This is a genomic window from Methylobacterium sp. 285MFTsu5.1 (assembly GCF_000383455.1).
Taxonomy (GTDB): domain Bacteria; phylum Pseudomonadota; class Alphaproteobacteria; order Rhizobiales; family Beijerinckiaceae; genus Methylobacterium.
In genome coordinates, this window is record NZ_KB911287.1 from 90278 (window position 1) to 116191 (window position 25914).

Consider the following 25914-nt stretch of genomic DNA (forward strand, 5'->3'; position numbering starts at 1 on the left):
CGGCGCGCGTCAGTCCTCGGCCGACGCCGGGCGCGGCCGCCATTGACGGCGGTATCGCGCCAGAATAAATGATGGTCATAATTATTTTGGGCGATCGGCTGCGACGGGGCTCGGTGATGGACGCGCGATGGGTGATCGGGTTCGCCGGCTTGGCACTCGCGGCATGCTCGCCGGCCGAGACCGCCGTCACGCCGGAGCCGCCGCTGGTGCAGACCGTCGCGGTCGCGCCCGCCTCGGCGGCGGTGGCGCGCTACACCGGCGTGATCCGGGCGCGCACCGAGAGCAACCTCGGCTTCCGGGTCGGCGGCAAGATCTTCGAGCGCCTCGTCGACCCGGGCGACCACGTGCGCCTCGGCCAGCCTCTGATGCGGCTCGACCGGACCGACTTCACCCTGGCGCTCAACGCGGCCCGCGCCTCGGTCGAGGCGGCCCGCGCGCAGATGATCAAGGCCAGGGCCGACGAGGAGCGCAGCCGCAAGCTCGTCGGCGACGGCTGGACCTCGAAGCAGACCTACGACCAGAACAAGGCGGCCGCCGACGCGGCCATCGCCCAGTTCGCCAACGCCGAGGCGCAGGCGAGCCAGATCGCCAACCAGGCCGGCTATTCCGAGCTCCAGGCCGATGCCGACGGGGTCGTGATGGAGGTGCCGACCGAGCCGGGCCAAGTCGTCGCCGCCGGGCAGACGGTGGTGAAGCTCGCCCGCGACGGCGCGCGCGAGGCGGAGGTGTTCCTGCCGGAGGGGAGCCGGCAACGCGCGAAGGGCACGGCGTCGGCCACCCTCTACGCCGAGGGCGAGACGACCTACCCGGCCAAGCTCCGGGAATTGTCGGCCACGGCCGATCCGGCGACCCGCACCTACCGCGCCCGCTACATCCTGTCGGGCGGGGGCGAGACCGCGCCCCTCGGGGCGACCGTGACGCTCCAGCTGATCCCTGCCCAGGGACAGGCGCGGGCTTCGGTGTTCGTGCCGCTGGGGGCCCTGTTCGACCAGGGCGGCGGCTCGGCCGTCTGGCGCTACGACGCCGAGACCCAGACCGTCGCGGCGCAGCCCGTCACCGTCGCGCGCCTGTCGGAGGAGACCGCGGAAGTCGCCTCGGGCCTGACGCCCGGTGACCGGATCGTCGCGCTCGGCGCCCATCTGCTGAGAGCGGGCGAGAAGGTCCGTCAGGCCGACGCCAGCGTCGTGGAGGCCGGCCGATGAGCGCCTCCGGCTTCAATCTCTCGGCCCTGGCGGTGCGCGAGCGCGCCGTCACGCTGTTCCTCCTGCTCGCCGTCACCGCGGCCGGGATCTTCGCCTTCGAGAAGCTCGGGCGCGCCGAGGACCCGACCTTCACGGTCAAGACCATGGCAGTCTCGGCCGCCTGGCCCGGCGCGACCACCGACGAGATGCAGCGGCAGGTCGCCGACCCGCTGGAGAAGCGGCTGCAGGAGCTCGTCTACTACGACCGCGTCGAGACGACCGTCCGCCCCGGCCTGATGCTGATGAAGGTCTTCTTCAAGGACAGCATGCCGCCGGCCCGGCTCCAGTCGGAATTCTACCAAGCGCGCAAGAAGCTCTCCGACCAGGCCTCCGGCCTGCCGCGCGGCGTGCTCGGGCCGCTGTTCAACGACGAGTTCTCGGACGTCTACTTCGCCCTCTACGCGCTCCAGGCCCAGGGGCTGCCGCACCGGCATCTCGTGCTCCGCGCCGAGGAGATGCGCCAGCGGCTGCTGCGCGTGCCCGGCGTCGAGAAGATCAACATCCTCGGCGAGCAGGCGCAGAAGATCTTCGTCGAGGTCTCCTACCAGCGCCTCGCGACCCTGGGCATCACCGGCCAGCAGCTCCTGGCGGCGCTCGCCAACCAGAACGACGTGACGCCGGCCGGCTTCGTCGAGGCCGACGGCCCGCGGGTCTACCTGCGCCTCGACGGCGCCATCGACGGCCTCGACGCGATCCGCGACCTGCCGGTGGCGGCCGGCGACCGCAGCCTCAAGCTCGGCGACATCGCCGAGGTGAAACGCGGCTACGAGGACCCGAAGACCTTCGCGATCCGCAACGACGGCGCGCCGGCCCTGGTGCTCGGCCTCGTGATGAAGCCGGGCTTCAACGGACTCAGCCTGGGCGAGGCGCTGAACGCCGAGGAGGTCGCGATCCATCGCGATCTCCCGACCGGCATCACCTTCACGAAGATCACCGACCAGGCGAGGGTGATCGACGACGCCATCCACGAGTTCATGGTGAAGTTCTTCACAGCGCTCTCGGTGGTGATCTTCGTCAGCCTCGTGGCGCTCGGCTTCCGGGTCGGCATCGTGGTGGCGCTGGCGGTGCCGCTCACCCTCTCGGCCGTGTTCGTGGTGATGATGATCACCGGCCGCGACTTCGACCGCATCACGCTCGGCGCGCTCATCATCTCACTGGGCCTCCTCGTCGACGACGCCATCATCGCCATCGAGATGATGGTGGTGCGCATGGAGGAGGGCGCCGACCGGGTCTCGGCGGCGACCCATGCCTGGAGCGCCACCGCCGCGCCGATGCTGACCGGCACGCTCGTCACCATCGCGGGCTTCCTGCCGGTGGGCTTCGCCGCCTCCACGGCGGGCGAGTATGCCGGCAACATCTTCTGGGTGGTGGCCTTCTCGCTGATCGTCTCGTGGGTCGTGGCCGTGACCTTCACGCCCTACCTCGGCGTCAAGCTCCTGCCGAACATCGAGACGGTCGAGGGCGGCCACGCCGCGATCTACGCCACGCGGAACTACCAGCGCCTGCGCCGGGTCGTGCGGCTCTCGGTCGACCACAAGTGGATGGCCGCAGGCATCACCGTGGCGCTGTTCGCCGCGGCCGTCGTCGGCATGGGCAAGGTCGAGAAGCAGTTCTTCCCGAACTCGGAGCGCTCCGAACTCATCGTCGAGGTGACGCTGCCGACCGGGTCCGCCTTCGCGACCACCGAGGCCAGCGTCCGGAAGGTCGAGGCGGCCGTGCGCGCGCTGCCCGAGGCGGGCGAGATCACGAGCTATATCGGCCAGGGCATGCCGCGCTTCGTGCTCTCGTTCGACCCGGAGCTGCCGGACCCCGCCTTCGCGCAGATCGTCGTCCAGACCGCCGATTCCCACGCCCGCGACGTGCTGCGCGGCAAGGTGCGCAAGCTCGTGGACGACGGCCGCTTCCCCGAGGCGCGGGTGCGGGTGCTGCAGATCGTGTTCGGGCCGCCGGTGCGCTTCCCCGTCGCCTTCCGGGTGGTCGGGCCCGACCTCACCGTCATCCGGGGCATCGCCGCGGAGGTGCGCGACGTCATGATGGCCAACCCCAACATGCGCCTCGTCCATCTCGACTGGGGCGACAGGACGCCGACCCTGCACCTCGCCCTCGACCAGGAGCGCCTGCGCCTGATCGGCCTGACGCCGAAGGAGGCCGGCCAGCAGCTGCAGAGCTACCTCAACGGGACGCCGGCGACCCAGGTCCGCGAGAACCTCCGCTCCGTGGACGTGCTCCTGCGCAGCCCCGGCCCCGAGCGCCGCTCGCTCGGCGACATCGGCGACCTGACGCTGGCCACGCGGGACGGGCGGCAGGTGCCGCTCTCCCAGGTCGCGCACCTGGAGAGCCGCAACGAGGACGCGGTGCTCAAGCGCTACAACCGCGAGACCTACATCCGCGTGCAGGGCGACGTGATCGACGGCAAGCAGCCGCCGGACATCCACGCGCAGATCGTCCCCGAACTCGCGGCCATCAAGGCGAGGCTGCCGCCCGGCTACCGCATCGACACGGCCGGCTCGGTGGAGGAGAGCGAGAAGGCGATGACGGCGCTCGTCACGGTCTTCCCGCTGATGCTGATCGTGACCCTGACGGTCATCATGCTGCAGGTCCGCTCGTTCACCACGATGGTCATGGTGTTCGCGACCGCGCCGCTCGGCCTCGTCGGGGCGGTCCCGACGCTGCTCGTCTTCCACCAGCCCTTCGGCTTCAACGCGATCCTCGGCCTGATCGCGCTGTCCGGCATCCTGATGCGCAACACGCTGATCCTGGTGGACCAGATCCACCACGACCGCGCGGCGGGCCTGTCGGACTACGAGGCCATCGTCGAGTCGACGGTGCGGCGGGCCCGACCGGTGATCCTGACGGCCGCCGCCGCGATGCTCGCCTTCGTCCCGCTGACCCACTCGGTGTTCTGGGGGGCGCTGGCCTACGTGCTCATCGGCGGCGTCGGCGTCGGGACCCTGCTGACCCTGCTGTTCCTGCCGGCGCTCTACGCACTCTGGTTCCGGGTGGCGCGGGACGCGCGCGCGACGCGGACCGCACCCGGCCCCGCACCGGTGCCCGTGCCGGCCGAGCCCTGACCCGGCCGCACCCCACCGATGCCCCGCTCGGGGCATCCCGCGATCGCGCGCTCGGGTCCCGGGCGCGCGGTGCGTCGACCGGCCCGCGCTTCGCCCCCTCGCGCGGGCCGGTCGGCAGCCCTGAACGGCCGCCGCGGCGCGACCGCGACGCCGCTCTCCGCCCGGCCTCGGGCATCCGCGGCTCGCCGTCCCTTCAATAAATGACATCTCGCATCTATGTGAGGAGGCGGAGCGGAGGACGGTACGATGCCGAGGGTCTCGCAGGAGCAAGCCAAGCTGAACCGCCAGCGCGTGGTCGAGGTCGCCTCGGCCCTGTTCCGGGAGCGCGGCCTGCACGGTATCGGCGTCGTCGACATCATGGCGGCCGCGGGCCTGACCCATGGCGGCTTCTACGGTCAGTTCGCCAGCAAGGATGCCCTCGCCGCGGAGGCGTTCGACGCGGCGATCAGCGCCGAGTACCGGGCCAACCTCGACGCCTTCATCGAGAATTACCTCTCCCTGGGACATGTCCGCACGCCGGGGAGAGGCTGCCCCGTCGCGGCGCTGGTGAACGACGTCGGGCGCGAGCCGCCCGGAAGCGCCCTGCGGGCGCGGTTCACCCAGGGGGTCAAGGGGCTCGCCGGTCTCATCGCGGACAGGCTGCCCAGAGCGTCGAAGGAGCGCCGCCGGCAGCGCGCCCTGATCGCGCTGTCGACCATGGTGGGGGCGGTGGTGCTGGCCCGGGGCGTCGACGACGAGGCCCTGGCCGGGGAACTGCTCGAGGCGGCGCGCTCCACGATCCCGGGCTGAGCCGGTCCGAGGCGGCACCCCGGCTCGGGCCGCCTCACCGCCGGGACGGGGACGGGCGATGCGACGGCCCCGGATGCCGCGACGGCGCGCGCGGCCCGCCGGGCGGGCCGCGGGTTTCGGATCGACGGTGTCCGTCACGGCCGTCCGGCGCGTCCGGACGGAGGGTTGCGGGCCGTCAGCCCTCCGCCTTGGCGAGGAAGTCGAAGTCGCAACCCTCCGGAGCCTGCGTGACGCTGCGCCGGTAGAGCGCCTTGTAGCCCCGGGCCGGAACCGGCGGCGGCCGGTGGCCGGCGAGCCGGCGGGCGATCTCGTCCTCCGCGACCAGGAGATCGACGCGCTTGTCCCGAATCGACAGGCGGATGCGGTCGCCGTCGCGCACCGCGGCCAGCGGTCCGCCCACCGCGGCCTCCGGGGCCACGTGGAGGACGATCGACCCGAAGGCCGTGCCCGACATCCGCGCGTCGGAGATGCGCACCATGTCCTTCACGCCCGCCTGCGCCAGCTTCTTGGGGATCGGCAGGTAGCCCGCCTCCGGCATGCCGGCCGCGTGCGGGCCGGCATTCTGCAGGACGAGGATGTCACCGGGCGCCACGTCGAGCGCGGGGTCGTCGATGCGCGCCGACAGGTCCTCCAGGCCGGTGAACACCACCGCCCGGCCCTCCGACTCGAACAGGTCGGGCGTCGCCGCCGCGCGCTTGAAGATCGCCCCGTCGGGCGCGAGGCTGCCGGACAGGGCCACCAGGCCGCCGACCGGCGACACGGGATCCGCCGCGGTGCGGATGACCGCGCGGTCGACCCAGGACTCCGGCTCGTCCAGGCGCTCGGCGAGCGTCCGGCCCTCCACGTCCACGGTGTCGAGATGGAGGAGCGGGCGCAGCTCGTGCAGGAGCGCGCCCATGCCGCCGGCGGCGTGGAAATCCTCCATGTAGCCCTGCCCCACGGGCTTCAGGTCGACCAGCACCGGCGTCTCGTCGGAGATCTGGTTGAAGCGCTCGGGCGAGATCCGGATGCCGAGCCGCCCGGCGATGGCGGTGAGGTGCACGATGGCGTTGGTCGAGCCCGACACCGCCATCAGCACGCGGATCGCGTTCTCGACCGACTTCTGCGTGATCACCTGGGAGGGCCGGATCCGCGTCTCGATCAGCCGCACCGCCGCGCGGCCGGTCTCCTCGGCGGCCACCAGCCGGTCGGAATGCACCGCCGGGATCGCCGCGGTGCCCGGCAGCGACATGCCGAGCGCCTCCGCGATGCACGCCATGGTCGAGGCCGTGCCCATCACCGCGCAGGTGCCGGCCGTGACGGAGAGCCGACCCTCGACCTCGGCGATCTCCTCAGCGTCGACGGTGCCGGCCCGGTACTTGGCCCAGAAGCCCCGGCAATCCGTGCAGGCGCCGAGCCGCTGGCCCCGGTGGCGGCCGGTCGACATCGGGCCGGTGACGAGCTGGATCGCCGGCAGGTCGGCGGAGGCCGCGCCCATGAGCTGGGCCGGCACGGTCTTGTCGCAGCCGCCGATCAGCACCACCGCGTCCATCGGCTGGGCGCCGATCATCTCCTCGGTGTCCATGGCCATGAGGTTGCGGTACATCATGCTGGTCGGGTTGAGGAAAACCTCGCCGAGCGACACGGTCGGGAACGGCCGCGGCAGGGCGCCGGCCGCCAGCACGCCGCGGGAGACCGCCTCCACCAGCTCCGGCATGCCCCGGTGGCAGTTGTTGAAGCCCGACGGCGTCATGGCGATGCCGACCACCGGCTTGTTCAGCAGGCCGACCGAGATGCCCATCGAGCGCGCGAAGGAGCGGCGCAGGTAGCGGGCGAAGTCGCGGTCGCCGTAATTGGTCAGGCCGCGGTCGAAGCCGTGCGGTTCGTCGGTCATGGTCGTCTCCTCGCGTGGGCGGCCCGGGTTGCCCCGGCCGTCCGGTCTGTCTCAGCGGTCGCCGGGCTCCCGGCTCCCGGAGCGCGCGTCGAGCAGGTCCTCGCGCGCGTCGTCCCACCCCTGTCGTTCGCGCCGCGTTCCCGGCGGAGCGCCGCCGGATCGGTTGCGGCCGCCGACGGCATCGGGGTGCGGACAGGCATGTCCCAGTCCGGCGCCGATGACGAGGCCTCTCAAGGCATGGCCCATCGGATAGGTGTCCGAGAAGGGGCCGCGCGGCTTCCGGAGCGCGAAAAGCGCGGCCGCGTCACCGCGTCCGGTGCCAGCCTCCACGGCGGCGCCCGCGTTCCGCACGATCCGTCCGGCGTTGCATCCGTAGCGGGACAGAGATCGCTCAGGCGGCGGGCGATCTGTAAGACGGTTCCGGCGTCGGCGGCCCCGGCGCTTCGCGGCAACGGGCTACCGGGTCACGTCATGGATTTGCGCAGAGCCGCGGCCGAGCTCACCCGTCAGGTGCGTGACGCCGTCCGCGGCCGGCCGGGCACCGTGTCACCGCGCGGCTCGACGGGGCGCGCGAGGACCGGGCTGTCGCGGCGATCGCTGGGCATCCTGCTCGTCCTCGCGGCGACGGCCGTCTGGCTGGCCGTCGCCCTCGTGCCCAACCTCCTCGGGAAGGGCGGAGCCCTGTGGGCGATCGTGCACGGCGCGTGCGTCCCCCACGCGTTGCGCGGACAGGGCCCCGCACCGTGCAGCCTGGTCGACCTGGAGGGTGGGGTCGAGAAGGGATACGCCATCCTCAAAGACCTTCGCGGGCGGGCGCAGTTCCTCCTGATCCCGACGGCGCGCATCACCGGCATCGAGAGCCCCGTGCTCCTCCAGCCCGGCACGACGAACTACTTCGCCAAGGCGTGGCGCGCCCGAACCTTCGTGGAGGAGCGTCTCGGCCATCCGCTCGACCGGCGGGACGTCAGTCTCGCGGTGAATTCGCGGCTGCGGCGGACTCAGGGGCAGCTGCACATCCACATCGACTGCGTCCGCCAGGATGTCCGCGACACCCTCCGCCGCCTCGCACCCACGATCGGGGATCGCTGGGCCCCTCTCGCGGAGCCGCTGGTCGGTCGCCCGTACAGGGCGATGCGCGTGCTCGGCGAGGATCTCGGCACCGCGGACCCGTTCGACCTGCTGGCGCGCGACGACGGGGCGCGCTCGGCCATGGGCGAGCACGCCCTGGCTGTCGTGGGCGCCGAGTTTCCGGGCGCGAAGCCGGGCTTCGTGCTCCTGGACGGTCTGGTGACCAGCCGCTTCGGCAAGGCCTCCAACGGCGAGGTCGTGCAGGACCACACCTGCGCCGTGGCGGCGGAGCCCGCATCGAGCGGATTTCGGCCACTGGAAGACTGACGCGGGCGGATCCGGCTTCCGCCGCGGGTCGGGTTGCGCGGTGCCGGCCGCAGGCCGCATTCCGGCCGGCCCTCGCGTGAGCGACGTCGCGGCAGCCGGCAGCGGCACGCCTGCGCGCAAGTCTTATAAATGACCTTAAATCTGTGCCGACGCCCGCAGCGGGGCGGGTAGCCCGAGACAAGGGCCGACTCTGACGCGTGCCATGTCGACGATCATCGCGATGAGAGCGAGGGCGAGAGCCGGTCGCACGCCGCCGATCCGCCGCCGGTCCCCTCGCGCACGGGGCGCCTCGGTGCAGCCACCGGGAGCTCGGCCCTCAAGTCATATATATGACACATGAATGTTGACAGGCCTTCCCGGGGGCGTATCCTCGATCCGACGCCGACGAGGTCGCGGACTTCGCAAGATCGGCGCGCGGACAGGTGAGGAGCGCCATGACGGCACGGAGCATCATCCGGCTCGTCGGGACGGTCGCGGTCCTATGGGGGGCGCTCGGCGCCGCCCGGGCCGAGGTCTCGACCGTGCGGCTCGCCAAGCAGTTCGGGATCTCCTACCTGCCGCTCACCGTGATGGAGGAGGAGGGCCTGCTCGAGAAGCAGGCCAAGCAGCGCGGGCTCGACGTCAAGGCCGAGTGGCTGCGCTTCACCGGCGGCTCGGGGATGAACGAGGCCCTGCTCTCCGGGAACCTCGACCTCGCCTCCGGCGGCGTCGGCCCGTTCCTGACGATCTGGGGCCGGACGCAGGGCAATCTCAAGGTCAAGGGCGTGGCGGCGCTGAACGCGATGCCGCTCTGGCTGGTCACCATCAACCCGGCGGTGAAGGCGATCACGGATTTCGGGCCCCAGGACAAGATCGCCCTGCCGACCGCCAAGACCTCGATCCAGGCCATCACCCTGCAGATGGCCGCCGAGAAGGCCTTCGGGCCGGGCCAGCAGGCCAAGCTCGACCCGCTCACCGTCTCGATGGGGCACCCGGACGCGCAGACCGCCATGATGGGCGGCCGCTCCGAGATCACCGCCCATTTCGGCTCTCCGCCCTTCCAGGAGATGGAGCTGAAGGACCCGCGCGCCCGCAAGGTGCTCGACAGCTACGACGTGATGGGCGGCCCCCACACCTTCAACCTCGTCTGGGCGACCAACCGCTTCGTCACCGAGAACCCCAAGGTCACGGCGGCCTTCCGGGCGGCGCTGGAGGAGAGCCTCGCGCTGATCCGCGACGACCCGGCCCGGGCCGCCGCCCTGTGGATCAAGGCCGAGGGGGCGAAGATCTCGCCCGAGGAGGCCGTGGCCATCATCCGCGCGCCGCAGAACGCCTGGACCACCAAGCCCGAGCGGATGCTCGCCTACCTCGCGTACATGAACCGGGCCGGGCTGGTCTCGGCCAAGGCCGACAGCGAGAGCGAGCTGTTCTTCCCCGATCCGAACGCTGCCGGCGCTCCGAAGGAGGCCAACCGGTGACGGCTCCCGTCGGCCACGCGGCCGTCGACCCGGGTGCAGGCGAGACGCTGCGGGTGCATGTCCGGCGCGGCGAGACCGTCGCGGACTACGCGGTGCCGCGCCGGGCCAACCAGACGGTGCTCGACGTCGTCACCGAGATCCAGCGCGACCAGGACCCGACCCTCGCCTACCGGTTCGCCTGCCGCGTCGGCATGTGCGGCTCCTGCGGCATGACGGTGAACGGGCGCCCGCGCTGGACCTGCCGGACCCGGGTCGCCGCCGTGGCGCCCGACGGAGAGCTTCTGCTGGAGCCCCTGCGCAACCTGCCGGTGGTGAAGGACCTCGCGGTCGACATGGAGCCCTTCTTCGAGAAGTGGCGCCGGGCCCACGGCTTCTTCGAGCCGGGCGAGAACCCGCCCGAGGATTTCGCGGTCGTGGAACCGGAATCCGCCGCGCGCCGGGAGGTCGATGCCGGCATCGAGTGCATCAATTGCGGCGTCTGCTACGCCGCCTGCGATCTGGTGACGTGGAACCCCGACTATCTCGGGCCGGCGGCCCTCAACCGGGCCTGGACGCTGGTCAACGACGTGCGCGACCGCGACCGGGATCGGCTCGCCGCGGTGGCGGGCGATGCCGGCTGCCACTCCTGCCACAGCCACATGAGCTGCACCGAGCACTGTCCGAAGGGCCTGAGCCCGACCTTCTCGATCGCGGGCCTCAAGCGCGAGACCGGCAAGGCGGCGCTGCGCCGGTTCTGGAGGCGCGGATGAGCCCGCTCCTGTACCTCGCCCAGCGCGGCACCGCGGCGATCCTGGCGGTCACGGTCGCGGTCCATCTCGGCACGATCCTCTACGCGGTGCGCGGCGGGCTCACGGCCGGCGAGATCCTGGGCCGGACGCAGGGCAACCTCGCCTTCCTGCTGTTCTACGCGGTCTTCGTCCTGGCCGCCGCGATCCACGCGCCGATCGGCCTGCGCAGCGTCCTGCGCGAGTGGACCGGCTGGCGCGGCCGCTCCCTCGACGTCGCCATGATCGCCCTCTCGGCCCTGCTCGCCGGGCTGGGCCTGCGGGCGGCACTCGCGGTGTACGCGGCATGAGGACCGCCCCGGGCACGGCCGGGCGGGCCGGCATCACCCGCGCGTCCCTGCGCCGGCCCGGCTTCGCCGCCGCGCTGATCCACCGGCTCTCGGGGATCGCCCTGGCGCTGTTCCTGCCGATGCACTTCATCGCGCTCGGCACCGCGCTCCAGGGTGCCGACCGGCTGGAGAGCTTCCTCGGCCTCACCCACAACGGCCTCGTCCGCACGGCCGAATGGGGACTCGTCTGCGCGCTCGCCGTCCACATGGCGCTGGGGTTGCGCGTGCTCGCCATCGAGTGGCTGCGCTTCCGCGAGCGCAATGCCGGCGTCGTGGCGGGCTGTCTCGCGGCCGCCTTCGCGGTCGGCCTGCTGTTCCTCCTGAGCGGGGCCTGATCCCCCGACCGTCACCAGCGGAGACCCGCCATGGATCTCGACATCCGCGAATTCGAGGAGGTCTGCCGCGACCTCTACGTCCGCGCCCTGAAGATCCTGCCGCCCGACATCAAGGCGGGCTTCGCCGACCTGCAGCGGGCCGAGACCAGCGCCACCGGCCGCGCCATCCTCGACACGATGGTGGAGAACGTCGCGGTCGCGGAGCGCACGAAGAATATCCTCTGCCAGGATACCGGCATCCCGATCTACAACGTCGTGATCGGCGCCGACGTGCGCTTCGACGGCGCCGCGCTCAAGGCCGCGATCCGGCGCGGCTGCGAGCGGGCGACCAAGGACTTCTCCCTGCGCTCCTCGGTGGTCCACCCGATCACCCGCAGGAACGAGCAGACCTCCTGCGGCATCCGCGTGCCGATCATCCACGTCGACTTCGACGACCGGCCCGAGACCGTGGCGGTGGAGATGATCCCGAAGGGCTCGGGCTCCGAGAACGGCTCGTTCCTGCAGATGCTGCTGCCCTCGGACGGGATCGGCGCGGCCAAGCGCTTCGTCATCGACCGGGTGATCGAGCTCGGCGGCCGGGTCTGCCCGCCGACCATCGTGGGCGTCGGGCTCGGCGGCACCTCCGACCTGTGCATGCACCTCGCCAAGGTGGCGGCGACCCGGCCGCTGCGCTCGGTCTGCTCCGATCCCGAAGGCGCCCGGATCGAGGCCGAGCTGTCGCGGGCCGTGAACGAACTCGGCATCGGCCCGCAGGGGCTCGGGGGCCTGTCCACGAGCTTCGCCGTCCATGTCGAGCTCGCCGCGACCCACATCACCCAGAACCCGGTCGCGGTGAACATCCAGTGCCACTCGGCCCGCCGCGCCCGCGCGACGCTCACGCCCGGCGGCATCGCGTTCGATTGAGGAGCAGACCGTGGCCCACCACGTCCTCGACATGCCGGCCGGCGAGGCCGAGATCCGGGCGCTCCGGATCGGCGACACCGTCACCCTGCGGCGTTGGCTGTTCGGCATCCGCGACGCGACCCTGATCCACATGTTCGACCGGGACCGCCGCACCCGGCTCGACCTGAACGGCCACGCGGTGATCCACACCGCGCCGAACGTCCATCGCGTCCCGGTCTCCAACGAGGCGCCGGTCGGCTTCGCACCGTTCTGCATCGGCACCACCACGTCGATGCGCATGGAGCGCTTCACCGACGCCCTGATGGAGCGAGAGGGCGTGCGCCTCATCGTCGGCAAGGGCGGCATGGGACCGGCGACCCTCGACGCCTTCGCGCGGCGCGGCGGCGCGTACCTGGCGATCGTCGGCGGCGCGGCGGCGCTGGAGACCACCTGGATCGAGACCATCGTGGACGTCGACCTCGACGACCTCCACCCCGAGAGCCTGTGGCAATTCGCGATCCGCGATTTCGGGCCGCTGCTGGTCGGGATGGATTCCCACGGCGGCTCGCTCTTCGCCGACGTGCAGCGCGACGTGGCCGCCCGGCGCGACGCCGTCATCGCCTCCCTGGAAGATGCCCGATGAGCCCCGAGCAGGTCCAGACCGACATCCTGATCCTCGGCTCCGGCGGGGCCGGGCTGTTCGCCGCGCTCCACGCCAAGAAGATCGCGCCCGACCTCGACGTCACCGTCGCGGTGAAGGGTCTGATGGGGAAATGCGGCTGCACCCGCATGGTCCAGGGCGGCTACAACGTGGCGCTGGCGCCGGGCGACTCGGTCGAGCGGCACTTCATGGACACGATCGAGGGCGGCAAGTGGCTGAACGACCAGGCGCTGGCCTGGACGCTCGTCACCGAGGCGCAGGTGCGGATCCGCGAGCTGGAGACCGAGCTCGGCTGCTTCTTCGACCGCAACCCGGACGGCAGCGTCCACCAGAAGGCCTTCGCCGGCCAGACCTTCGACCGGACGGTGCACAAGGGCGACCTCACCGGCATCGAGATCATCAACCGCCTGTCCGAGCAGGTCTGGCGCCGGGACGTGCGCCGCCTGGAGGACCACCGTGCCCTGGAGTTGATCCCGGCCCGGGATGGATCGGGGCTGGCGGGCGTGCTGATGCTCGACATGCGCACCGGCGAACCGAAGCTGGTGCGGGCCAAGGCCGTGCTGCTCGCCACCGGCGGCGGGCCGACCATGTACAAGTACCACACGCCGTCGGGCGACAAGTCCTGCGACGGGCTCGCCATGGCGCTGCGCGCGGGGCTGCCGTTGCGCGACATGGAGATGGTGCAGTTCCACCCGACCGGGCTGCTCGCCGGCGCCGGCACCCGCATGACCGGGACGGTGCTGGAGGAGGGCCTGCGCGGGGCCGGCGGCTGGCTCCTCGATTCCACCGGCCAGCGCTTCATGGAGGCCTACGATCCGCGGGCCGAGCGCGCGACCCGGGACGTGGTCAGCCGCTCGATCATGCGGCGGCTGCGCGACGGCTTCGCCACGCCGAGCGGGGGCGTCCACATCCAGATGAGCCATCTCGGCCCCGAGGACGTGCGCCGCCGGTTCAAGGGCATGGTCGAGCGCTGCGCCGATTGCGGCTTCGACCTCGCGGGCGGGCTCGTCGAGGTCATCCCCACCGCCCATTACATGATGGGCGGCCTCCAGTTCGCGGTCGACTGCACCACCGCGCTGCCGCGCCTCTTCGCGGCCGGCGAGGATACCGGCGGCGTCCACGGGGCGAACCGGCTGGGCGGCAACGGCGTTGCGAACTCCACGGTGTTCGGGGGGCTGGCCGGCCAGTCCATGGCGCGGGCCGTGACGCGCGAGGGCCGCCTCGCCGAGCCCGATCCCGCCGCCATCGAGGCGGGCCTCGCCCGCGCCTACGGCCCGCTCGGCCGGCCGGCGGAGTCGCTGCCGGAGATCCGCGAGGCGCTCTACGAGACGATGTGGGCCGATGTCGGCATCCTGCGGGACGCGGCCGGGCTGACCCGGGCGCTCGCCACCCTCGACGGGCTCTCCGACGCGGTCGCCCGGGCCGGCGCGCCGGACGGCGACCGCCGCTACGCGCTGACCTGGATGGACCGGCTGAACCTCGAGAACCTCGTGCTGGTCTCCCAGGCGGTCGCCCGGGCGGCGCTCGCCCGCACCGACAGCCGCGGCGCCCATTTCCGCGAGGATTTCCCGGAGGCCTCGGACCTCGCGACCTCGCACTTCACCGTGGTCCGCCAGCGCGGCGGGGCGCTCGACCTCGCGATGGAGCCGGTGCACTTCACGCATGTGCGGCCCGGCGGCTCGCTCCTCGACGCCGCCGCCTGAGGAGAGCCCGTCCATGCAGACCCTGCGCGGCGCCGACATCGTGGCCCGGACCCTGGAGGCGCTCGGCGTCACCCGGATCTTCACCCTGTCGGGCAACCACATCATGCCGGTCTTCGACGCCCTGCTGGAGACCGGGATCAGCCTCATCCACACCCGCCAGGAGGCGGCCTGCGTCCACATGGCCGACGCCTGGGGCCGGCTGACCGGCGAGGTCGGCGTCGCCCTGGTGACCGGTGGGCAGGGCCACACCAACGGCGCGGCGGCGCTCACCACGGCGCTCGCGGCCGAGTCGCCCGTGCTGCTGCTCTCCGGCCATGCGGGCCTGTCGGAGCTCGGGCGCGGCGCCTTCCAGGAACTGGCCCAGGCCGACATCGCCCGGCCGATGACCAAGGCCGCCTGGACCGCCGGGTCGGTCGCCGCCCTCGGGCCGGACCTCGCCCGGGCCTTCCGGATCGCCCGGGAGGGGCGGCCCGGCCCGGTCCATCTGAGCCTGCCGGTCGACCTGCTAGAGACGGCCGTCCCCGCCGCCTCGGTGCGGATCCCGGACCGGGCCGCGGCCGCCATCCGGATCGCCGAGCCGGCGCCGGATCTCGTGGCCGATCTCCTCGCTGCCCTCGCGGGGGCGGAACGGCCGCTGATCGCCTGCGGCCCGGCGCTATGCGACGCCTCCGGCCGGGCTGCCATGGCAACGCTGGAAGAAACTCTCGGCCTGCCGGTCGTCGGCATGGAGAGCCCGCGCGGGATCAACGATCCGGCGCTCGGCGCCTTCGCGGAGATCCTGGCGCGGACCGATCTCCTCGTGCTCCTCGGCAAGCCGCTCGACTTCACCCTGCGCTTCGGCGCGGCGCCCGCCCTCGCGCCCGACTGCCGCTTCGCCGTCGTCGATCCCGATCCGGCGCTGTTGGCCCGCGCGCCGGCCGACCGCCTCGCCGTCTCGGGCCTCGCCGATCCGCGGCCGGTGCTGGCGGCGCTGACCGCGCGCGCCACCGCCCTCCCCCGCCGGGAGGCCTGGCACCGGGAGGCGCGGGCCGCCCTCGCCTACCGGCCGCCCGCCTGGGCGGATTTCCACGGGACGGGTCAGCGCCTGCACCCGGTGGAGCTGTGCCGGGCGGTCGACGCCTTCCTGGAACGCCACCCCGACGGCACGCTGATCTGCGACGGCGGCGAGATCGGGCAATGGCCGCAGGCCCTGGTCCGCGGCGGGCGCCGGCTGATCAACGGCGTCTCGGGCACGATCGGCGCGTCGATCCCCTTCGCGATCGCCGCCGCACTGGAGCGGCCCGGCGCCCCGGTGGTCGCGGTGCTGGGCGACGGCACCTTCGGCTTCCACATGGCCGAGTTCGACACCGCCGTGCGCTATCGGATCCCGTTCATCGCGGTCGTCGGCAACGACGCGCGCTGGAACGCCGAGCACCAGATCCAGCTGCGCAGCTACGGCCCCGATCGGACGCGCCACTGCGACCTGCTCCCGACCCGCTACGACACGGTCGTCCAGGCCCTCGGCGGCTTCGGGGCGCTGGTGACCGAGGCGGCCGAACTTCCGGCGGCGCTGGAGGCGGCCCAGGCCAGCGGCCTGCCGGCCTGCATCAACGTGATGATCGAGAGCGTGGCGGCGCCGGTGATCCGCCGCCCTGGCTGAGGAACACCGCTTAGGAGGGGGGATCATGCGCAGACGCGACGTTCTGGCCGGGGCCGCGGCGTTCCTGGCGAGTCCCGTCCCGGGGCGGGCCGACGAGGTCGGCGCGGTGGCGATCGCCCGCCAGCCGAGCCTCGGCCACCTGCCGCTGATGCTGATGGAGGAGCAGGGCCTGCTCCAGAAGGCCGCGGCCGCCCGCGGCGTGGCGGGGCTCCAGGTGCGCTACCTCACCCTCGCGGGCGGGGCCGCGATGAACGACGCCCTGCTCTCCGGGACGATCCAGTTCGCGGCCGGCGGCGTGCCGCCCCTCGTGCTGCTCTGGTCGAAGACCGAGGGCACCGCCATGGCGGTGAAGGGCGTGGCGGCGATGAACAGCATGCCGCTCCTGATGAACACCAGCAATCCGAAGGTGCACCGGCTCGCCGACTTCACCGACCGGGACAAGATCGCGCTCCCCGCCGTGAAGGTCTCGGTCCAGGCGATGTTCCTGCAGATGGCCGCCGAGAGGGAGCTCGGCGCAGGCCGCCGCAACGACCTCGACCGGCTCACCGTCACCCTCTCCCATCCCGACGGCATGGCGGCGCTCCTCGGGGGCAGCGAGGTGACGGCCCACTTCACCGCCGCGCCGATCCAGGAGCTGGAGCTGCGCCGGCCCGGCATCCGCACGGTGCTGAACAGCTTCGACGTGCTGGGCGAACCCTCGACCTTCAACGTCGTCTGGGCGTCCTCGGCCTTCGCGGGCGCCAACCCGCGGGTCGTCGCGGCCTTCGGCGCCGCCCTGGACGAGGCGCTCGCCGCGATCACGGCCGATCCGTCGGAGGCGGCGCGCGCCTACGTGCGGCTCGCCCGCGACGGGAGCGATGTCGGGCTGATCACCGAGATCCTGAAGGACCCGCAGGTCTCCTTCACGGCGACGCCCCGGGCGGTCGGAAAGGTCGCCGACTTCATGGCCCGCACCGGCACGATCCGCCGCCGGCCGGAGAGCTGGAAGGACCTGTTCTTCGCGGGCGTCCACGACAAGGCGGGCAGCTGACGCCCCACCGGCCGCGCTCAGTTCTGCAGCAGGCCGGGCAGCGCCAGGGCCGTCGTGGTCAGGCCGATCGCGGCGAGCAGCGCGAGGACGAGCGTGCGGAAGCGGCGCTGGTCGATCCGGGCGAACAGCGAGAGCCCGGCGAGCACGCTCACCAGCACCACCGGCAGCGCCAGGGCGAGGTCGCCGAGGAGCTCGGGCGGCAGCGGATCGAGATAGACGAGGATCGTCAGGGCCCAGACCTGCATCACCAGGGTGAAGGACTGGTAGACTGCCCGCTGGGTGCGCGGATCCCAGCCGCGCACGAGGCTCCAGGCCGTCGGCAGGGCTCCGGACAGGCCCGCGATGCCGCCCAGCACGCCGCCGAGGAAGCCGATCGCGCCGTCGCTCCAGCGATTGCCGAAGCCGACCCGGTAATCGGCGCGCAGCAGGGCGACGCCGCCGCTGTAGAGGACAAGGAAGGCGCCGATCGCGACCTTGATGAAGCGCGGATCGAGATCGTGCAGCAGGTGGATGCCGATCGGCGCGCCGACGAGGCCCGGCAGGATCATCGCGAAGGCGGTGCCCCGCGGCGGCCAGGTCCGCAGGCGCAGGATCGAGATCACCTGCGAGAGGATGCTGCAGACGAGCACCAGGGCGGTCGCCTCCACGGGCGTGCGGATCGACAGCAGCGTGCCGGAGGCGATCAGCGCGAAAGCGAAGCCCGTCAGGCCCGAGATCACGCCGGCGCAGCCGACGCAGAGGACGAGGAGGAGCGTCTCGTTCACCGAGGGCGCCCGGCCCGGCCGATGCCATCCGCGCGCGCACCCGCCATTCTCGTCCTCCCGGCCCGCGTCCCGCCGGGGCGGGCTCTGTTTCCATGTATCTTATATAAGACTGGCCCGACGGGGCAAGGCGCATGCCTCTGTAACGCGACAGGGCTGCCCATCCGGATCCGGCCTGCGACCTCCCTTCGCCAAAGAGGAGGATGGGGCGCTCGGTGCCGTCCCCGAACCAGTGAAATCACCCGCACCCCTCGATCACCCGTTGACGCCGGACACCTCATTGGTCTTATATAAGACCAGTCGCCGCCGAGAAGCCGACGACGCAGATCAGGAGGACCGCATGAGCAGCCACGCCGCGTCCGGCGCGGGGCGCCGCAAGCCGCATCTTCTCGCCCATTCCCCCCAGGACAACGTCGCCGTCGCGGTGATCGAGGGCCTGAGCGCGAGCACCGACGCCTTCGGGGTGGTCACCGAGAACGACAGCACCTTCGAGGTCCATGTCCGCCACGACATCCCGATCGGCCACAAGGTCGCGCTCACCGACCTGAAGGCCGGCGACACGGCCATCAAGTACGGCCAGGACATCGGCAAGGTCATCAAGGACGTCGCCAAGGGCGAGCACGTCCACGTCCACAACGTCAAGACGAAGCGCTGGTGAGGTGACGATGTTCAAGGAAGCCGCTCAGCTCGAACACGAGATCGCCACCCCCTTCGTCGGCGGTGCGCCCGATCAGTTCGCCACCAAGGCGCTCGCGACCCGGCGCGCCTCGGAGAACTACACCTCCGCCACCTTCATGGGCTGGCGCCGGGAGAACGGCCGGGTCGGCGTGCGCAACCATGTCGTGCTCCTGCCGCTGGACGACCTGTCCAACGCCGCCTGCGAGGCGGTCGCCAACAACGTGAAGGGCACGATGGCGCTGCCCCACGCCTACGGCCGGCTCCAGTTCGGCGAGGATCTAGACCTCCACTTCCGCACCCTGATCGGCATCGGCTCGAACCCGAACGTCGCCGCCGTCGTGGTGATCGGCATCGAGGACCAGTGGACCAACCGCGTGGTCGAGGGCATCGCCAAGACCGGCAAGCCGGTCGTCGGCTTCGGCATCGAGGGCCACGGCGACATCGCGATCGTCGCCAAGGCGAGCTACCAGGCCAAGCGCTTCGTGCAGTGGGCCACCGAGCTCCAGCGCGAGGAATGCCCGATCGCCGACCTCTGGGTCTCGACCAAGTGCGGCGAGTCCGACACCACCACCGGCCTCGCCTCCTGCCCCACCGTCGGCAACATGTACGACAAGCTGATCCCGCACGGGATCTACGGGGTGTTCGGCGAGACCTCGGAGATCACCGGCGCGGAGCACCTCTGCCGCGAGCGGGCGATCAGCCCGGAAGTCTCCGACAAGTGGTTTACGATGTGGAAGGCCTACCAGGACGACGTGATCGAGGCCCACAAGACCGACGATCTCTCGGACTCGCAGCCGACCAAGGGCAACATCGCGGGCGGCCTCACCACGATCGAGGAGAAGGCGCTCGGCAACCTCGAGAAGATCGGCCACGAATGCCGGTTCATCGACGCGCTGCAGCCTGCGGAGGCGCCCGCCAAGGGGCCCGGCCTGTACTTCATGGACACGTCCTCGGCGGCGGCCGAGTGCGTCACCCTGATGGCGGCGGCCGGCTACGTGGTGCACACCTTCCCGACGGGCCAGGGCAACGTCATCGGCAACCCGATCGTCCCGGTGATCAAGATCACCGGCAATCCCCGGACCGTGCGGACCATGGGCGAGCATATCGACGTCGACGTCTCGGGTGTGCTCACCCGCGAGATGACGATCCCGCAGGCCGGCGACGCGCTCATCGACATGGTGGTGCGCACCGCCAACGGCCGGCTCACGGCGGCCGAGTCCCTCGGCCACCGGGAATTCGTGATGACGAAGCTCTACCGCAGCGCCTGACGCACAAGTCCCGCGCCCGCGGACCGCGATCCGGTCCGCGGGCGCGGCCCCGACGCCACGGGGTCAGGACCACGCCGGAGCGCACGACCGCGGGGGAAACCGCGGCGGCCTCCGTCCCGTCATTCTGGAGGAACGCATGAGGCTGCTTCGGTCGATCTACGGCCAGGTTCTGCTCGGCATCGCCCTGGGCATCGGCGTCGGCGTGGTCGCGCCCGATTTCGCGGTGGGCTGCAAGATCCTCGGCGACATGTTCATCAACCTGATCAAGATGATCGTCGCCCCCGTGATCTTCTGCACGGTCGTGGTCGGCATCGCGCATGTCGGCGACATGAAGAGCGTCGGCCGGATGGGCCTGAAGACCATCCTGTACTTCGAGGTCGCCACGACGGTGGCGCTCGCCGCGGGCCTCCTGTTCGTCAACCTGCTGCGGCCGGGCGACGGCGTGAACGCCACGGTCGACAGCCTCGACGCCAAGCTGGTCGCCGGCATCGCCGGCAAGGCCCACGCGCAGTCTCCGATGGAGATCGTCGCCAACATCATCCCCCACAGCGCGGTCGACGCCTTCGCCAAGGGCGACCTGATCCAGGTGATGTTCTTCTCGGTGCTGGTCGGCATGGGGCTCGCGATGCTGGGCCGGCGCGGCGAGTTCCCGCTCAAGGTGGTCCACGCCTTCGGCGACGTGCTGATGAAGGTCGTCGGCCTGATCATGCACTTCGCGCCGATCGGGGCCTTCGGCGCGATGGCCTTCACCATCGGCAAGTTCGGGCTCGGCATCCTCGCCCAGTACGGGATGCTGATCGTCTCCCTCTACCTGACCTTCATCGTGTTCATCGCGGTCTTCCTCGGCGGCGTGATGCGCTTCTACGTCGGCCTGAGCCTGTGGAAGCTGTTCCGCTACAGCCGGGAGGAGCTGTTCATCCTGCTGGGCACCACGAGCTCGGAATCGGTGCTGCCGCGGATCATGGCCAAGCTCAACGGCCTCGGGGTCGACAAGAGCGTCACCGGCCTCGTGATGCCCGCCGGCCTGTCCTTCAACATGGACGGCTCGTGCATCTACCTGACCATGGCGATCGGCTTCATCGCCCAGGCCCTCAACGTGCCGCTGACCTGGGAGCAGGAGCTCGGCATCCTCGCCATCGCGCTGGTGACCTCGAAGGGCGTGGCGGGCGTGGCCGGCGCCATCCTGTTCGTGCTCGCCGCGACGCTCCAGGCCTCGCAGCTCCTGCCGGTGGCGGGCATCGCCCTGATCATCGGGGTGGACCGCATCCTGAACGAGCTGCGCTGCGTGACCAACGCGGTCGGCAACATGGTGGCGACCCTCGTGATCGCCCGCTGGGAGGGCAAGATCGACCTCGCGCACGCCCGGGCGGTGCTCGACGGCCGCATCACCCCGAACCTCGACCTCCTCGACGACGAGGACGAGGCGGCGGACGCGATCCCAGCCCGCGAGCCGGCGGCGGCCTTGCGCCGCCCCCTCCCCGCTGCCGTGCCGGCGACCTGAGAAGGATCCTCCATGCCCAAGGTCATCATCAGCGAGTTCATGGACGAGGCCGCGATCGCGGCCGAGCTCGCCGGCCTCGACGTGCAGTACGATCCCGGCCTCGTCGACCGGCCCGGGGACCTCGCCGCCGCCGTGGCCCAAGCCGACGCCCTGATCGTGCGCAACCGGACCCAGGTCCGCGGCCCCCTGCTCGACGCCGCCCGCGACCTCAAGGTCGTCGGCCGCCTCGGCGTCGGCCTCGACAACATCGACGTTCCGGCCTGCCGGGCGCGCGGCATCGCGGTCTACCCGGCCACCGGCGCCAACGACGGCGCGGTCGCCGAGTACGTGGTCGCCACCGCGCTGCTGCTCCTGCGCGGCGCCTACGGGGCCACGGCCCGCGTGGCGGCCGGCACGTGGCCGCGCAACGCCCTGATGGGCCGCGAGATCGCCGGCAAGCGCCTCGGCCTCGTCGGCTTCGGGTCGATCGCCCGCGAGACCGCCCGGAGGGCGGTAGCCCTCGGCATGACGATCGCCGCCCACGACCCCTTCGTGGCCGCGGGCGACCCGGCCTGGAACCCGGCCTACGGCCCCGTGCAGAGCCAGGCGCTCGACGCGCTGATCGCCCAGAGCGACGTGCTCTCGCTGCACGTGCCGCTCACCGATCAGACCCGCGGGTTGATCGACGCGGCGGCGCTGGCCCGGATGCCTGCGGGCGCGATCCTGATCAACGCGGCCCGCGGCGGCGTGGTGGACGAGGCCGCCGTGGCGCAAGCCCTGCGGTCCGGCCATCTCGGCGGCGCGGCGCTGGACGTGTTCGACCGCGAGCCCCTCGACGCGGCGGCGGGCGCCGCCTTCGCCGACGTGCCGAACCTGATCCTCACGCCGCACATCGCCGGGGTGACGCAGGAATCGAACGTGCGCGTCTCCGCCGTCACGGCCGCGGCCGTCCGCCGCCATCTCACGGAGCGCTGAGCCGATGCCGAACCTGACCCTGTCGGAGGCCGAGGCCCTCGCCGGCGACGCCCTCGTCCGCTGCGGCACGGCCGAGGCCGCGGCCCGGAGCGTCGCCCGCGCCCTGGTCGGCGCCGAGGCGGACGGGCTCAAGGGCCACGGCCTGTCGCGGGTCGCGCCCTACGCGGCGCAGGTGCGTGCCGGGAAGGTCGCGGGCGACGCGGTCCCGCTTGCGTCGCGCCCGCGGCCGGGCCTGCTCGCGATCGACGCCGCCCACGGCTTCGCCTACCCGGCGATCGACCTCGCCCTGGAGGCGCTGCCGGGCGTCGCGCGCCAGCAGGGCGTGGCGGCGGCGGGCATCCGCCGCTCACACCATTGCGGCGCGGCCGGCCGCCCGGTCGAGGCCCTGGCCGAGCAGGGCTGCGTCGCCCTGCTCTTCGCCAACACGCCCGCCGCGATGGCCCCCTGGGGCGGGCGTCAGGCGGTGTTCGGCACCAACCCGCTGGCCTTCGCCTGCCCGCTGCCGGGCCGCGCGCCGATCGTGGTCGACCTCGCCCTGTCGAAGGTGGCCCGCGCCAACATCGTCGGGGCGGCCAAGCGCGGCGAGCCGATCCCCGAGGGCTGGGCCCTCGACGCGGAGGGACGCCCGACGACCGACGCCACGGCCGCCCTCGACGGCACCATGGTGCCGCTGGGCGACGCCAAGGGGACGGCGCTCGCCCTGATGGTCGAGCTGCTGGCCGCCGGGCTCGTCGGCGCGCGCTTCGCCGGTGAAGCCTCCTCGTTCCTCGACGCCGCGGGCGACCCGCCGGGCACCGGGCAGCTGATCCTCGCCCTCGACGCTTCGGCGCTCAGCCCGGACGCGCCGGAGCGCTTCGCGGCGCTGGCCGGCGCGATCGAGGCGCAGGACGGCGCCCGGCTCCCGGGCAGCCGCCGGCTCGGGCTCCGCCGCCGGGCCGCTGAGGCGGGCCTCGACGTGGCCGAAGCCCTCGTGGCCGAGATCCGGGCGCTGTGAGGCGTAACGCCTGTGCGGAGGAAGAACCCGTGATTGCTCCCGTCGGCAGGGCGACGTAAGCGAGAGGAGGGAGAGGTGCTGGACACAACCTTCGACGCTCTACCCACGGATGGGGCTCAGCGTCGTCACGCGATGGAACGGTCAGGCGAAGGGCAGGCAGGTTCGGGGCGCGCAGACTCGGGGCGCGCAGACTCGGGACGCGCCGGCGCGGTCGGCTTCCGCCCGCTCTACCGGCAGGTCTACGACACGCTGCTGAAGCGCCTGGCCGACGCGGTCTGGCAGCCCGGCCAGATCCTTCCGAGCGAGGGGCAGCTCGCCGCCGAGCTGGGCGTCAGCCAGGGGACGGTGCGCAAGGCGCTCGACGCGCTCACCGCCGACAGCCTGCTGGTGCGCCGCCAGGGCCGCGGGACGTTCGTGGCCGACCACGACGACAAGCAGAGCGTCTTCCGCTTCCTGAAGCTGCGGCCGGACGGCGACGGCACCGGCATGCCCACGAGCCGGGTCACGGGGATCGCGGAGGCGGCCGCCAGCGCCGACGAGCGCGGGCGGCTCGACCTCGTGCGGTCCGCCCGCGTGGTCCGGATCGAGCGCGTGCGCGCCGTCGACGCCAAGCTGTGCGTGGTCGAGACGATCAGCGTGCCCGCCGGCCTGTTCCCGGGCATCGCCCAGATCGAGCTGCCGAACACCCTCTACAGCCTCTACGCCACCCGCTACGGCATCACGATCGCCACCGCCAACGAGCGCCTGAAGGCCGTGGCGATCGGGCCCCGCGAGGCCGAGCTGCTCCAGGTGCCCGCCGGAACCCCCGCCCTCGAGATCGACCGCGTCGCCATCGACCTCGAGGAGCGGCCGGTCGAGTGGCGCCTCTCGACCTGCCTGACGCAGGACATCCACTACCTCTCGGTCCTTCGCTGACCGGGATCCCCCGACGCGCCGCCTCGCAGTCGAAGGCGGGGCGCGCCGAACCGGACCTCCGCTGCCACAGCCTGAACGGGGAGCGCGCGATGACCGATCGCGGAAGACGGGACTTCATGCGGCTGAGCGCCCTCGGCGCCCTCGCCGCGCTCGGGGGCGTGCCGCGCGCACGGGCGGCCGACGGGGGGACGCTGCCCTTCGGCAACGGCGAGCGGCCGCTCGTGGCCTATCCGGGCAAGCGGCCGCTCCTGCAGATGACCGCGCGCCCGCCGCAGCTGGAGACGCCGTTCGCGGTCTTCGACGGGGGCGCGATCACGCCGAACGACGCGTTCTTCGTCCGCTACCACCTCGCCGACATCCCGACCGAGATCGACCCGCAGGCCTTCCGCGTCGCCGTGACCGGGCAGGTCGAGCGCCCGCTCTCCCTGTCGCTCGCCGACCTCAAGGCGATGCCCCAGACCGAGATCGTCGCGGTCAACCAGTGCTCGGGCAATTCCCGCGGCTTCTTCGAGCCGCGCATCGCCGGCGGCCAGCTCGCCAACGGCGCCATGGGCTGCGCCCGCTGGACCGGCGTGCCGCTCAAGACGGTGCTCGACCGGGCCGGCGTGAAGGCCGGCGCCGTGCAGGTCGCCTTCAACGGCCTCGACGGGCCGGTCCTGCCCGAGACGCCGGACTTCGCCAAGGCGCTGACCCTCGACCACGCCCGGGACGGCGCGGTGCTGCTCGCCTGGGGCATGAACGGGCAGGACCTGCCCTGGCTCAACGGCTTCCCGCTCCGCCTCGTGGTGCCGGGCTACTACGGCACCTACTGGGTCAAGCACCTCGACAGCATCGCCGTCCTCGATCACCCCTTCGAGGGCTTCTGGATGAAGACGGCCTACCGCATCCCCGACAATCCCTGCGCCTGCACCGAGCCCGGCAAGGCGCCGGACAGGACCGTCCCGATCGGCCGCCTCAACGTCCGCTCCTTCCTGACGAACCTGACCGACGGCGCGCCGGTGAAGGCGGGTCCGGTCGCCCTGCGGGGCATCGCGTTCGACGGCGGCTCGGGCATCCGGGACGTCGCGGTCTCGGCCGACGACGGCCGGACCTGGAGCGCGGCCCGGCTCGGCCAGGATCTCGGCCCCTACGCCTTCCGCACCTGGACCGCGGAGGTCGATCTCGCGCCGGGCGCCCACGCCCTGCGCGTGCGGGCCACGGGCAACGACGGCGCGACCCAGCCGATGGAGCCGCGCTGGAACCCCGCCGGCTACATGCGCAACGTCGTCGAGACGACCCGCGTGCGCGCGGCCTAGAGGGAGGATCGGCATGTTCAGCACCCGCCCACCCCGCGCGTCGGTCGTCGCGATCGCCGCCGCGCTGGCCGCGACACCCGCGCTGGCCGCGCCCGAGACCTACGCGCTGCCGGAGCCGACGGCGCAGTTCCGGCCGGCCCCGGATGCCGCGCACGCGGCCGGCTTCCAGGCCGCGCAGGAGAACTGCCTGACCTGCCACTCGGCCGACTACGTCGCCATGCAGCCGCCCCGGAAGGGGCAGGCGTTCTGGGACGCCGAGGTCGCCAAGATGATCAAGGTCTACCGGGCGCCGATCACGGAGGAGCAGGCCCGGGCCATCGCCGGCTATCTCGGCGCGGCCTACTGAGCGCCGAGACCG

General features: G+C 72.4%; 23 protein-coding genes. 21 read left to right on the forward strand and 2 right to left on the reverse strand.

All coding sequences use genetic code 11. The features are described 5' to 3' along the window. Positions 1-116 precede the first annotated feature (116 nt). From H288_RS0122860 to H288_RS0122870, 3 genes are all read left to right on the forward strand, one after another. Positions 117-1202, forward strand: a complete 1086-nt coding sequence (locus tag H288_RS0122860) for an efflux RND transporter periplasmic adaptor subunit (protein ID WP_020094905.1) — start codon at positions 117-119, stop codon at positions 1200-1202. Next, a complete protein-coding gene (locus H288_RS0122865; RefSeq protein ID WP_020094906.1) occupies positions 1199-4312 on the forward strand; it encodes an efflux RND transporter permease subunit in 3114 nt (1037 codons plus the stop codon). Before H288_RS0122860 ends, H288_RS0122865 begins: the two co-directional genes overlap by 4 nt. A gap of 246 nt (positions 4313-4558) precedes the next feature. After that, a complete protein-coding gene (locus tag H288_RS0122870; protein ID WP_020094907.1) occupies positions 4559-5101 on the forward strand; it encodes a TetR/AcrR family transcriptional regulator in 543 nt (180 codons plus the stop codon). A 175-nt stretch (positions 5102-5276) separates the two neighbouring features. Here the strand turns inward: H288_RS0122870 and H288_RS0122875 are convergent, their stop codons facing one another. After that, positions 5277-6974 (reverse strand): IlvD/Edd family dehydratase, encoded by a 1698-nt coding sequence (locus H288_RS0122875; RefSeq protein WP_020094908.1) that lies wholly within the window; start codon positions 6972-6974, stop codon positions 5277-5279. A 471-nt stretch (positions 6975-7445) separates the two neighbouring features. Here H288_RS0122875 and H288_RS0122885 point away from each other — a divergent pair, with 471 nt between their 5' ends. The 10 genes from H288_RS0122885 to H288_RS0122930 all read left to right on the forward strand — a co-directional run bounded on the left by H288_RS0122885 (position 7446) and on the right by H288_RS0122930 (position 17190). Continuing rightward, positions 7446-8369 (forward strand): CDP-diacylglycerol diphosphatase, encoded by a 924-nt coding sequence (locus tag H288_RS0122885; RefSeq protein ID WP_049961883.1) that lies wholly within the window; start codon positions 7446-7448, stop codon positions 8367-8369. A gap of 434 nt (positions 8370-8803) precedes the next feature. Next, positions 8804-9826, forward strand: a complete 1023-nt coding sequence (locus tag H288_RS0122890; protein WP_020094911.1) for an ABC transporter substrate-binding protein — start codon at positions 8804-8806, stop codon at positions 9824-9826. Then, a complete protein-coding gene (locus tag H288_RS0122895) occupies positions 9823-10575 on the forward strand; it encodes a 2Fe-2S iron-sulfur cluster-binding protein (protein ID WP_020094912.1) in 753 nt (250 codons plus the stop codon). The genes H288_RS0122890 and H288_RS0122895 overlap by 4 nt, the downstream gene beginning before the upstream one ends. Next, positions 10572-10901, forward strand: a complete 330-nt coding sequence (locus tag H288_RS0122900; RefSeq protein WP_020094913.1) for a succinate dehydrogenase membrane anchor — start codon at positions 10572-10574, stop codon at positions 10899-10901. The genes H288_RS0122895 and H288_RS0122900 overlap by 4 nt, the downstream gene beginning before the upstream one ends. Next, the gene (locus H288_RS0122905) at positions 10898-11275 is read left to right on the forward strand and encodes a succinate dehydrogenase (protein WP_020094914.1); all 378 of its coding nucleotides are present in this window, start codon (positions 10898-10900) and stop codon (positions 11273-11275) included. The genes H288_RS0122900 and H288_RS0122905 overlap by 4 nt, the downstream gene beginning before the upstream one ends. A 30-nt stretch (positions 11276-11305) precedes the next feature. Next, complete coding sequence (locus H288_RS0122910) at positions 11306-12178, forward strand: fumarate hydratase (RefSeq protein ID WP_020094915.1); 873 nt, start codon at positions 11306-11308, stop codon at positions 12176-12178. A gap of 10 nt (positions 12179-12188) precedes the next feature. Then, entirely contained in the window at positions 12189-12800 is a 612-nt protein-coding gene (locus H288_RS0122915) for a fumarate hydratase C-terminal domain-containing protein (RefSeq protein WP_020094916.1), read from the forward strand. Continuing rightward, on the forward strand, positions 12797-14521 hold the full coding sequence (locus tag H288_RS0122920; RefSeq protein ID WP_020094917.1) for an FAD-binding protein: 1725 nt from the start codon (positions 12797-12799) through the stop codon (positions 14519-14521). The genes H288_RS0122915 and H288_RS0122920 overlap by 4 nt, the downstream gene beginning before the upstream one ends. 13 nt (positions 14522-14534) lie before the next feature. After that, positions 14535-16160: a thiamine pyrophosphate-binding protein gene (locus tag H288_RS0122925; RefSeq protein WP_020094918.1), complete on the forward strand. Its 1626-nt coding sequence runs from the start codon at positions 14535-14537 to the stop codon at positions 16158-16160. Between the two features lie 25 nt (positions 16161-16185). Next, on the forward strand, positions 16186-17190 hold the full coding sequence (locus tag H288_RS0122930) for an ABC transporter substrate-binding protein (RefSeq protein WP_020094919.1): 1005 nt from the start codon (positions 16186-16188) through the stop codon (positions 17188-17190). A 17-nt stretch (positions 17191-17207) separates the two neighbouring features. Here H288_RS0122930 and H288_RS0122935 read toward each other — a convergent pair whose 3' ends face one another. Beyond that, positions 17208-17954: a sulfite exporter TauE/SafE family protein gene (locus H288_RS0122935; RefSeq protein WP_020094920.1), complete on the reverse strand. Its 747-nt coding sequence runs from the start codon at positions 17952-17954 to the stop codon at positions 17208-17210. A gap of 337 nt (positions 17955-18291) precedes the next feature. Between H288_RS0122935 and H288_RS0122940 the strand changes: the two genes are divergently transcribed. The 8 genes from H288_RS0122940 to H288_RS0122975 all read left to right on the forward strand — a co-directional run bounded on the left by H288_RS0122940 (position 18292) and on the right by H288_RS0122975 (position 25902). Further along, on the forward strand, positions 18292-18609 hold the full coding sequence (locus H288_RS0122940) for a UxaA family hydrolase (protein WP_020094921.1): 318 nt from the start codon (positions 18292-18294) through the stop codon (positions 18607-18609). A gap of 7 nt (positions 18610-18616) precedes the next feature. Continuing rightward, positions 18617-19897 carry a UxaA family hydrolase gene (locus tag H288_RS0122945; protein ID WP_020094922.1) on the forward strand — a complete coding sequence of 427 codons (1281 nt, stop codon included), beginning with the start codon at positions 18617-18619 and terminating at the stop codon, positions 19895-19897. Positions 19898-20033: 136 nt separating this feature from the next. Next, positions 20034-21398, forward strand: coding sequence for a C4-dicarboxylate transporter DctA (locus H288_RS0122950; RefSeq protein ID WP_020094923.1), 1365 nt, complete (start codon positions 20034-20036; stop codon positions 21396-21398). Between the two features lie 12 nt (positions 21399-21410). Then, entirely contained in the window at positions 21411-22352 is a 942-nt protein-coding gene (locus H288_RS0122955) for a hydroxyacid dehydrogenase (protein WP_020094924.1), read from the forward strand. Positions 22353-22356: 4 nt separating this feature from the next. After that, a complete protein-coding gene (locus H288_RS0122960; protein ID WP_020094925.1) occupies positions 22357-23346 on the forward strand; it encodes an Ldh family oxidoreductase in 990 nt (329 codons plus the stop codon). Between the two features lie 75 nt (positions 23347-23421). Next, complete coding sequence (locus H288_RS0122965) at positions 23422-24261, forward strand: GntR family transcriptional regulator (RefSeq protein WP_026605216.1); 840 nt, start codon at positions 23422-23424, stop codon at positions 24259-24261. 89 nt (positions 24262-24350) lie between these two features. Beyond that, complete coding sequence (locus H288_RS0122970) at positions 24351-25556, forward strand: molybdopterin-dependent oxidoreductase (RefSeq protein WP_026605217.1); 1206 nt, start codon at positions 24351-24353, stop codon at positions 25554-25556. A 13-nt stretch (positions 25557-25569) separates the two neighbouring features. After that, positions 25570-25902 (forward strand): hypothetical protein, encoded by a 333-nt coding sequence (locus tag H288_RS0122975; protein WP_020094928.1) that lies wholly within the window; start codon positions 25570-25572, stop codon positions 25900-25902. Positions 25903-25914 lie beyond the last annotated feature (12 nt).

Coding starts and splice junctions, on each gene's coding strand:
- H288_RS0122860 (WP_020094905.1), top strand. CDS start 117: ATGGACGCGCGATGGGTGATCGGGTTCGCCGGCTTGGCACTCGCGGCA.
- H288_RS0122865 (WP_020094906.1), top strand. CDS start 1,199: ATGAGCGCCTCCGGCTTCAATCTCTCGGCCCTGGCGGTGCGCGAGCGC.
- H288_RS0122870 (WP_020094907.1), top strand. CDS start 4,559: ATGCCGAGGGTCTCGCAGGAGCAAGCCAAGCTGAACCGCCAGCGCGTG.
- H288_RS0122875 (WP_020094908.1), bottom strand. CDS start 6,974: ATGACCGACGAACCGCACGGCTTCGACCGCGGCCTGACCAATTACGGC.
- H288_RS0122885 (WP_049961883.1), top strand. CDS start 7,446: ATGGATTTGCGCAGAGCCGCGGCCGAGCTCACCCGTCAGGTGCGTGAC.
- H288_RS0122890 (WP_020094911.1), top strand. CDS start 8,804: ATGACGGCACGGAGCATCATCCGGCTCGTCGGGACGGTCGCGGTCCTA.
- H288_RS0122900 (WP_020094913.1), top strand. CDS start 10,572: ATGAGCCCGCTCCTGTACCTCGCCCAGCGCGGCACCGCGGCGATCCTG.
- H288_RS0122905 (WP_020094914.1), top strand. CDS start 10,898: ATGAGGACCGCCCCGGGCACGGCCGGGCGGGCCGGCATCACCCGCGCG.
- H288_RS0122910 (WP_020094915.1), top strand. CDS start 11,306: ATGGATCTCGACATCCGCGAATTCGAGGAGGTCTGCCGCGACCTCTAC.
- H288_RS0122920 (WP_020094917.1), top strand. CDS start 12,797: ATGAGCCCCGAGCAGGTCCAGACCGACATCCTGATCCTCGGCTCCGGC.
- H288_RS0122925 (WP_020094918.1), top strand. CDS start 14,535: ATGCAGACCCTGCGCGGCGCCGACATCGTGGCCCGGACCCTGGAGGCG.
- H288_RS0122930 (WP_020094919.1), top strand. CDS start 16,186: ATGCGCAGACGCGACGTTCTGGCCGGGGCCGCGGCGTTCCTGGCGAGT.
- H288_RS0122940 (WP_020094921.1), top strand. CDS start 18,292: ATGAGCAGCCACGCCGCGTCCGGCGCGGGGCGCCGCAAGCCGCATCTT.
- H288_RS0122945 (WP_020094922.1), top strand. CDS start 18,617: ATGTTCAAGGAAGCCGCTCAGCTCGAACACGAGATCGCCACCCCCTTC.
- H288_RS0122950 (WP_020094923.1), top strand. CDS start 20,034: ATGAGGCTGCTTCGGTCGATCTACGGCCAGGTTCTGCTCGGCATCGCC.
- H288_RS0122955 (WP_020094924.1), top strand. CDS start 21,411: ATGCCCAAGGTCATCATCAGCGAGTTCATGGACGAGGCCGCGATCGCG.
- H288_RS0122960 (WP_020094925.1), top strand. CDS start 22,357: ATGCCGAACCTGACCCTGTCGGAGGCCGAGGCCCTCGCCGGCGACGCC.
- H288_RS0122970 (WP_026605217.1), top strand. CDS start 24,351: ATGACCGATCGCGGAAGACGGGACTTCATGCGGCTGAGCGCCCTCGGC.
- H288_RS0122975 (WP_020094928.1), top strand. CDS start 25,570: ATGTTCAGCACCCGCCCACCCCGCGCGTCGGTCGTCGCGATCGCCGCC.